Source organism: Psychroserpens sp. (assembly GCF_045105015.1).
In the GTDB taxonomy this organism is placed as follows: domain Bacteria; phylum Bacteroidota; class Bacteroidia; order Flavobacteriales; family Flavobacteriaceae; genus Psychroserpens.
On record NZ_JBGCCX010000138.1, the window covers coordinates 1 to 8849 of the forward strand.

The following is an 8849-nucleotide window of genomic DNA, read 5'->3' on the forward strand; positions in this document are numbered from 1 at the left end:
ATTGGAGTTTACCTTTTACTAAAGAAAATGCCAGACAAGCGATTTATGCATTTAATGGTGATGTGTATAGAGGTTTAGATGCTTATACAATTGATTCCAAAAAAATAAATCAGCTGCAAGATACTGTTCGAATTTTATCAGGACTATATGGTGTTTTGAAACCTTTAGATTTAATGCAGCCTTACCGATTAGAAATGGGAACGAAGTTTCCAGTCGGTAAAAACAAAAACTTATATGAATTCTGGAAAAAGCAAGTCACTCAAGCCTTAAATGAAGAATTAAAAGACGATGAGTTGTTTTTAAATTTAGCAAGTAATGAATATTTTAAAGCCATCGATACTAAAGCTTTAAAAGTTCCGGTAATTAATATCAAGTTTCAAGAACTGAAAAACGGAAACTATAAAACCATTGCTATATTTTCGAAATTAGCAAGAGGACTCATGGCTAGATACATCATTGACACCAATGCTAAAACTTTAGACGATATCAAAGCATTTGATTATGACAACTATCGATTCACTGAAAACTTATCCTCAGAAAATGAATTAGTGTTTACAAGATAGTAGTTGTTTCATCACAAACATCCATACCAACCTTTTATTAATAGTGATTCGACTAAACTAATTGTTGGGACTTTACCACCACCGAGATTTTCAACTGGCGAACTCTTAGAAAAAGATGTTGATTTTTGTTATGGAAGTTATTATAATTCGTTGTGGTTGTTTATTGATGAGATTCATAATCTCAATTTAAGATATGATAATTCTAATGAAGCCATTAACCAACGTAAAGCATTTCTCATTAAGAATAACATTGGAGTTTGTGATATTGTAGAAAGCGCAGAGCGCGAAAAAATTGATGCTTCAGATTTGGGAATGAAAAACATTAAGCTTCGCAATGTCCTTAAGTATATAAAAGATTATTCGAAAATTGATACACTATTATTTACTGGTGGAAATAGTAAAAACGGACCAGAGTATTTCTTCAGAAAACATCTAAAAACACATAATTTAAAATTGGAAGTTGTGTCGAATGAGGTTCCTAGAATTCATCAGTTTGAGTTAGATGAAAAACGAACAATTAAAACAGTTTCACTTACATCAGGATCTGGAGCCGCAAATATTTCTATAAGTAGACTGCCATTATACAAACAATTAAAAGCGAAGAATCCAAAATTTAATACCTTCGATTTTCGTGTGATGCAGTATCGTGAGTTTTTATAAAATTGTATTAACTGTTATTTTCAGTAATCATTTTTTTAATTAAAGAAAGTTGACCAAGATGGTAGTAACCATGTTCAATTAATCCTTCAATATTTCTTCTGTAGGATCCATATTTTTCGTGTACAAAAATCGCTTCTAACTGTGCTTCAGTCAATACTTCAATTTGTTTAGCAATAGCCTCCGAATTATAAAACAGTTTTTGTTTTAAAGCATTCCAATCCTCTTCTGATTTTAGTTGAGGTGCATTAAAACTGTACTTGTCTTTAATGTCTAATGAACCTCCATTAAATACAGGTAGAACACCTTCAATATAATAATTAATATGAAAGGTTAGTATTGCAACAGTATTAAGAGCTGCAACTTTATGAGTTGCTTGTTTCCAATTTACAGAAGTTAATAGATCTTGATAATTGGTATTGGCAATCCATGTTCCGTTTAAAAACAATGCTCTAAATCGGTCTGCTAACTGCTGAGCTGATTCCATTAGTTTCGAAATTAATTATTCTGTTTTTTTAGCAGGCATTTCTTGTCCACCTTGCTTTAAAGTTAAGCTAGTAACACTTCCGTCGTCAGCTCTATTAAATACAACTTCGGCAGGAACAGCTTTTAAAAAGAAGTTGTCTTTCTCTGAAGCGAATAACTCAAATTCAGGTTGATTTGTAGCCTGTGCAAATAAACGGTCCTGTTTAACCATAACAGTAATTATAAAAGTAGGTTGTAATTCATATTTCCCAACATACTGATTTAAGACCTCAATAGCTAATGTTAATTCTTTTCTCTCAGCAGGAGGAGCTTTATCAATGCCTTTACCTATATAAGTTGTTCCGTTTGCAATAAATTTAGCCATGCGTACATTGTCTTCCATAAAGAAATCATAAGTGACATTTCCACCATCAAAAATGAAATGCGTCTCAGTAAATGGATAAATTTCAAGATTTGTACTGCCTTCACGCTGACTAAATAATTGGTTGTTTTTAAGCGTAATATGGCGAAACACTCCATCTTCAAATTCATACGCACCAACCCATTTGGCTAATTGTTGTTTGTTTAGAGTAATAGCATCTTCTTTTTTTGGAAAAGGTTTTCCAATAGCAATAGCAGCAACATTTTCAGTAATTTCTCCAACATTTTTACAATCACAGTTGGTCAATCCAATGACGTAAATGTTTTCTTCAGGAAGAAATATGCCATTAGTTGTGAAACCAAAAATTCCTCCCGAATGTTCATAGGTTCTTGAGCCTCTAATATTACCTTTAATCCATCCGTAACCATAAGGAATATCTTCACCTGTATTTAATTTTGAACCATTAACAGCTTTATCTAAAGACTTTTGAGAAATTAAAGTATTAGCGCTAATAGCATTTTGCCAGATTAATAAATCTTCGGTTGTAGACATAATTGAACCAGCTGCATAAGGCAACGTTAGGCTAAGGTAGTTAGCGTTTTGATAACCTGATTCAGTTTCAGAATACCCTCGAGCTCGATTAGGAATTAGTTGCGTCATACTTCCGTAATAAGAGTTATTCATTTCAAGCTTATCAAAAATATTGGTCTGTACAAAATCGGCATAACTCATTCCAGAAATGACTTCAATGATATGTCCTAAAAGCACATAGCCAGAATTATTATAATTAAAAGCAGTACCAGGATCAAATTCCATTGGCTCATTTTTAAATTTATCAATCAGTTCTGTAGGAGTCATGTCAGTTCTTGCATGTTGCATAAAACTCTGCATATTTGTGTAACTTTTAATTCCAGACGTATGATTAAGTAAATTGAGAATGGTTATTGTTTTGCCTTGTGTAGGATAGTCTTTAATGTACTTAGTAATCTCATCGTCGATACTTAATTTTCCTTGCTCTTCAAGCATCAATATACTAACAGCAGTAAATTGTTTTGTAATGGATCCAATCTCAAACACATGATTTGGATTTGTTTTTACATTGTTTTCCAAGTTAGCCATACCCAGTCCAATTTTATAAATCGTTTTTCCATCTTTTGCTATTAAAAGTGACAATCCTGGAGATTCATTAGTATAACCTTGTTCATTTAAATATACTTTAAGTTGCTCATCAATAGTTTGAGCAATACCAGAAGTAGTGATTAATAAGAAAGAACAAATTAAAGTGAATTTTGAAAATAAAGTATGACTTGTCATAGTAAGGAGAATTTTTGATGAACTAAAATTACGATTTTTTCATATGACGACTAAATTTGAAAGGAGTTACAATATTTCGTTATATTTTTTGAAGTAGAAAACAATAAAAAAGCGCAAGTTGTAACACTTGCGCTTTTTTTGCTATTAATCAATAGGGATTTATAAAGGTTATATCTATGTTATGATAATGATGCAAATATAAGATAGTTAGCACTTTAAAAAATTGATGTATGATAAGAAATTTATTGTTTTGCTAAGTCTTTTCTAATTCTACTAAGACTTTCTGTAGTAATTCCTAAATAGGAAGCTATGTGATAATTTTTTATTGATTTTTCAATGTTTGGATATTTTTTGATAAAATTGAGATAACGCTCAGTTGCAGTTTCTGATAAATTGGATAATATTCTTTTTTGAAACGCTGCAAAAGCGCTTTCAAGTTTTATTCTAAAAAACGTTTCTATTTCCGGAATTTGAGCATATAGAAATTCTTTATCCTCTCTTGATATACGATACGCGGTAGCATCTTGAATGACCTCGATATTCATTAACGCATTTGTAGTTGAAAAAAAAGCGGTGTAGTCACTAATCCACCAATCTTTAATTCCGAATTGAACCGTATGCTCTTTGCCATGTTTGTCGATATAGTAAGTACGTAAACATCCTTCTAAGATGTAATATTGATAGTCTACCTTTTCATCAGCTTTTAAAATAATATCCCCTTTCTTAAAATTAACTTTATGGAATACAGATTCTATAATCTTAATCTGTTTTTCAGAAAAAGATAATTGCTTAAATATCTCCTTGATTTTTGAATTATCAGAATGCATTATAAAAAAAAGCTAATTACACTTTAAGTTACGAAAAAGCTTTTAATTAATGAATTAGCATCGATATGTGTACTTAAAATTGGCTGAATTGTAATTTTTAATAAGAAAAAACCACCTAATTAACATATGTTTAGGGTCGATTAGTTTTCTTTTTTAGTTTTGTCTATCAATTGTCCTGCTAAAGTAGAAACTTCTCGACCAGCTCCTGAAGTATTAGAAATAGCTACAATAACGGCTTTGAGGCTTGGTATTACAAAATATTGAGATGAACAACCTGTCTGTGTGCCACTATGCCCAAGAATACTTCCAACATTAGGTTGTTGTCCATAGAGATAAAATCCGAATCCATAACTGTTATTTACTTTCGCTAAGCTATGATGTTCAGTCATTAGTTTTAATGTTTCTTCGTTCACTAAAGTGTGGTTAAGTATTGCGTTACCAAACTTTAATAAATCACGAACTGTACTATAAAAACCACCACCTGGAATACGATTGCTTAAATCATTGACTTTAGCATCTTTAAATTTTCCTTGTTTTTGTTTGTGATAGAGCTTTGATGCATTATCTCGTTTATTAGTTAATTTTTCTACACCAGTATTTGACATGTTTACAGGATTCCAAATGTGCTTTTGCATGTATGATTCGTAGGTCATTCCAGAAACTTTTTCTATTAATATTCCAAGTACGACGTAACCATAACTTGTATAAGCGTATTGTGTGCCAGGTTCAAACTTTAGGTCACGATTTTGAAACACAGAATAAGCTTCCATTAATGTTTTATAGTTGATGGTGCTTTCAACTTCTTTATTGTTTTTGTAGCCATTAATTCCGGAAGTATGAGACAGTATATGTTTAGTCGTAATTTTATTATTTCCTTTTTGAATAAATTCTGGAATATAAGTATCGATAGGCAGGTTAATGTCAATTTTATCCTGTTCAACTAATTGCATTACAGCAATTGCTGTCATCGATTTAGCTATGGATGCAATTCTAAATTCAGTATCGAAGTTTAATGGCTTTTTTGATTTTCTATCTGCATATCCTTTTACAGATTCCCAATGAATTTCTCCGTCAACTGAATAAGCTGCAGACAATCCAACTGCAGTTTGTCCATCATTAAAAATACTTTCAATAATCTGATCAGGAGTTTTAATTTCAGCTTGAGCAAAAACTTGTACAAGAGTACAAATATAAATTCCGAGAGTTAAAAGTGTCTTTTTCATACTGATGTGAATATTGCTTGATTGATGTAACAAGTTAAGCTTTTTTCTTATATCAGTACATTTATTTTATACGCTCAACTTTTACAGTATAAGTAGCAACAATATCATTTTTAACTCTTAAATGGACATCGTGAAGACCTCTCCGATTGAATTGGTGTTTAAATTGAATCCTTCCATTATTGGTTTCAATGTTATAAATTTTAAGTTTCTTTTGACCATGTTTTGAAACCTTCACTAAATCGATATCACTTTTAGAAATCTGTTTTGTAGTTTGAAAACTAAAATTAATTTCAGAGTTTTTTTCTATAGTTGTCTCTAATTGTTCTGGACCTATTGGAATAATATGATGTTCGAAAGTTTCGCCATATACTATTGGACCAGCATTGAATTCATTTTCAATTAATGTTTGATTCAATAACCATTTTTTATACAATGGATAGTGACTTTTAGCAAACAGAATTGGATCTGCTAGAAAGTAGCCGTCATTATATTCTTTTACAAAAAGAATACCTCCTAGCATATAACCGCTAGACCAAGTGGCATCAGATAAATACCATTTGTTATTGAGTTTAACAGCATTCCATGAATGATTTGGTGTGTCAAGCTTGTCTGTGTTAGACTCAGCAGATATTGCATATCCATCTATAATCTCACATTCTAAATTAGATAAAAAACATAACTCTTTAATAAGATACGCATAGCCAGTACACATTGTTTTTTTCTGTTTAAGTAGTTTTTTAAATGCTATTTTTTTAAATGATTTATTCCATTTTAGGAGTGCTATACTATCATTTTTTAGTTTTCTTCGCATACTTCCTACTGTATTATGCTGATTTGGGTCTCCAGAAATATTATTGCACACCCAAGAATAAATGGCTCTAAATTTTTCAACATCAGTAGATAGTTTTGAAGTAAGTTGATGTGCTAGAATTGGCAAATTATCTAAATCAGCTTCTGCATTTAGTAGCGCAATATTATCAGCTCTTGTAAAGTCAATAGATTTAAAATCTGATTGTTGCCCAAATGATGCAAGAGATATAAAAAGAAAAAAAAGAATAGCATTTTTCATAATTCAACAATTAACTATTTTTTGTTTTTCTTAGATGAGTACACCTTTTTTGAAGCTACTTTTCCCATAACGATACAGCGAGTAAATTCCATATCTATTTTTAAAACGACGTTTGAAGTTGAATTTTCATCATGAATAATCACTTTCTGAGATTCTAAACTTATAAAGCTAAAAATCAAGACATCACCTTTTTTAAGTTTTTCAGGGAATTCAAAATACCCATCAAAATCTGATTGAATTCCTATTTCTGTGCCTTCTAAAACAATATTAACTCCTGGAAGTGGTAAGCCATCTTCACCCGATGTAACATGACCTTTTACTTGAATGTTTTTTTCATTGTTTTGAATTGTCGATTTCGAAGGCTTGTTGTCTTTGTTTTTTGTTTTGCTTTCCGTGTTTTGAGCTTGTAGCGTGCCAAAAGAGAATAGGGTTAAACATGCTAAACCTATACCTCCTAAAAAACTAAATTTACTGTTACGTTTTGGTTGGAATTCGTAATTTTTTAACTGCTCACTATTAAATCTTCCACATGTGTTTAAGTTGTTTTTATTTTGAAAATAAGTAGCAATCTTTTCAGAGTTCATGCTTGTAAAATCTATTACTTCTTTTGTGCAAGATTTGCAAAAACCACCTTTTGAAGTTGGTGTGAATTCATTGAAATCTTCTGAGCAAGGCGTTTTAATGTCTAAGTTAAATTGATGTTTCATAATAATTGAGTTTAGTGTTATTATGAGTCAAACTTAGAGTTCAATGGCAGTATAAAAAATAGAGACTTAGTGAACGATGCTTTTTGATGAGTGAAAGATAAACTTGGAATAGCGTAAATAAAAAACCACCTTGAATTAACAAAGTGGTTTTTTATTATTTAAGTAATAGAGATTACTTAATCATGTCGTAACTACGCTTTATAAAGTTTGTCAGTTCTTCACCTTTAAGTAAACCTTGAGATAAGCGTGCTAAATCTAAACTCTGATTGATTAAGCGCTCTTGCTTCTTTTTAGTTTTAGTGTTAAGAATGTCACTCACCAATTCTGAATTGGTGTTCACGATAAGATTATGCATATCTGGCATGTTACCAAACATATTCATTCCGCCTCCACCAGTTTGTTGCATCTCTTTCATACGACGCATAAATTCAGGCTGCGTAATGATGAATGGTGAAGCATCGCTATCCATAGCTTCTAATTGTACTGAGAATTTTTCAGCAGGAATAATTTCCTTTAGCAATTCATCTAAAGTAGTTTTCTCTTCTTCAGATAATTTAGAAATAGTCGTGTCATCTTTCTTGATTAAATTATCAATATGATCTCCATCAACACGAGCAAACGAAATATTCTCTTTAGTGGTTTCCAACTTCTGAATTAAATGCGAAACAATTGGAGAATCTAATAGTAATACTTCATAACCTTTGGCTTTTGCCGATTCGATGTATGAATGTTGCGTGTCTTTATCTGAAGCGTATAAAATAACAAGTTTGTCGTCTTTGTTAGTTTGTTTTGCTTTGATCTTATTGTAAAGTTCTTCATAAGTATAAAACTTACCATCTACAGTTGGATATAAAGCAAAAGCATCTGCTTTTTCAAAGAATTTTTCTTCGGAAAGCATTCCGTATTCAATGACGATTTTGATATCATCCCATTTTGCTTCAAAATCTTCTCTGTTGCTATTAAACAACGATTTTAGTTTGTCTGCAACTTTACGAGTGATGTAAGACGAAATTTTCTTTACTGCACCATCAGCTTGTAAATAACTGCGTGACACATTTAAAGGAATGTCTGGCGAATCAATAACACCTCTTAACATGGTTAAGAATTCTGGTACAATACCTTCTACGTTGTCTGTTACAAATACCTGATTTTGGTACAACTGAATTTTATCCTTTTGAATATTTAAATCGTTTGTCATCTTCGGGAAATACAAGATTCCTGTAAGATTAAACGGATAGTCAACATTTAAATGGATATTGAATAAAGGTTCTTCAAACTGCATTGGATACAGTTCCCTGTAAAACCCTTTGTAATCTTCATCTTTTAATTCTGTTGGTTGTTTCGTCCAAGCAGGATTAGGGTTATTTATAATGTTATCAACTGTGATTTGTTTGTGAGGCTCTGTTGTTTCTTTACCTTTAGCATCAGTTGTCGTTTTTTGAATGAATTCAGGATCAGTCATTTCCTTTGTTCCATAATTAATCGGATTATGGATGAACTTATTGTACTTTAATAATAATTCACTAATGCGACCTTCTTCTAGGAATTCCGTAGAATCTTCAGCAATATGAAGTACGATTTCTGTGCCTCTTTCTGATTTGTCAGATTCTACTAATGTGAATTCAGGAGAGCCATCACAGGT

The 8849-nt window shown here is 31.4% G+C and carries 9 protein-coding genes; 2 read left to right on the plus strand and 7 right to left on the minus strand.

Features of this window, described 5'->3' with window-relative positions:
- Together AB8B90_RS10490 and AB8B90_RS10495 are read left to right on the plus strand one after the other, a co-directional pair.
- Nucleotides 1–563 (plus strand): YaaA family protein (locus AB8B90_RS10490; protein ID WP_405336622.1); only part of this gene is annotated, 563 nt, incomplete at its 5' end.
- Nucleotides 564–566: 3 nt separating this feature from the next.
- Nucleotides 567–1223, plus strand: coding sequence for a uracil-DNA glycosylase family protein (locus tag AB8B90_RS10495; RefSeq protein ID WP_405336624.1), 657 nt, complete (start codon nt 567–569; stop codon nt 1221–1223).
- Nucleotides 1224–1230: 7 nt separating this feature from the next.
- On the opposite strand, the gene AB8B90_RS10500 is transcribed toward AB8B90_RS10495, so the two are convergent.
- From AB8B90_RS10500 to htpG, 7 genes are all read right to left on the minus strand, one after another.
- Nucleotides 1231–1707, minus strand: coding sequence for a DUF1572 domain-containing protein (locus tag AB8B90_RS10500; protein ID WP_405336626.1), 477 nt, complete (start codon nt 1705–1707; stop codon nt 1231–1233).
- A gap of 15 nt (nt 1708–1722) precedes the next feature.
- A complete protein-coding gene (locus AB8B90_RS10505; RefSeq protein WP_405336628.1) occupies nt 1723–3381 on the minus strand; it encodes a serine hydrolase in 1659 nt (552 codons plus the stop codon).
- A gap of 242 nt (nt 3382–3623) precedes the next feature.
- Nucleotides 3624–4208: a Crp/Fnr family transcriptional regulator gene (locus AB8B90_RS10510; RefSeq protein ID WP_405336630.1), complete on the minus strand. Its 585-nt coding sequence runs from the start codon at nt 4206–4208 to the stop codon at nt 3624–3626.
- A 140-nt stretch (nt 4209–4348) separates the two neighbouring features.
- Nucleotides 4349–5431, minus strand: a complete 1083-nt coding sequence (locus AB8B90_RS10515; protein WP_405336632.1) for a serine hydrolase domain-containing protein — start codon at nt 5429–5431, stop codon at nt 4349–4351.
- A 61-nt stretch (nt 5432–5492) separates the two neighbouring features.
- Nucleotides 5493–6500 carry a transglutaminase-like domain-containing protein gene (locus AB8B90_RS10520; protein ID WP_405336634.1) on the minus strand — a complete coding sequence of 336 codons (1008 nt, stop codon included), beginning with the start codon at nt 6498–6500 and terminating at the stop codon, nt 5493–5495.
- A gap of 14 nt (nt 6501–6514) precedes the next feature.
- Nucleotides 6515–7207, minus strand: a complete 693-nt coding sequence (locus tag AB8B90_RS10525; RefSeq protein ID WP_405336636.1) for a carboxypeptidase-like regulatory domain-containing protein — start codon at nt 7205–7207, stop codon at nt 6515–6517.
- Nucleotides 7208–7379: 172 nt separating this feature from the next.
- Nucleotides 7380–8849 (minus strand): molecular chaperone HtpG (gene htpG, locus AB8B90_RS10530; RefSeq protein WP_405336638.1); only part of this gene is annotated, 1470 nt, incomplete at its 5' end.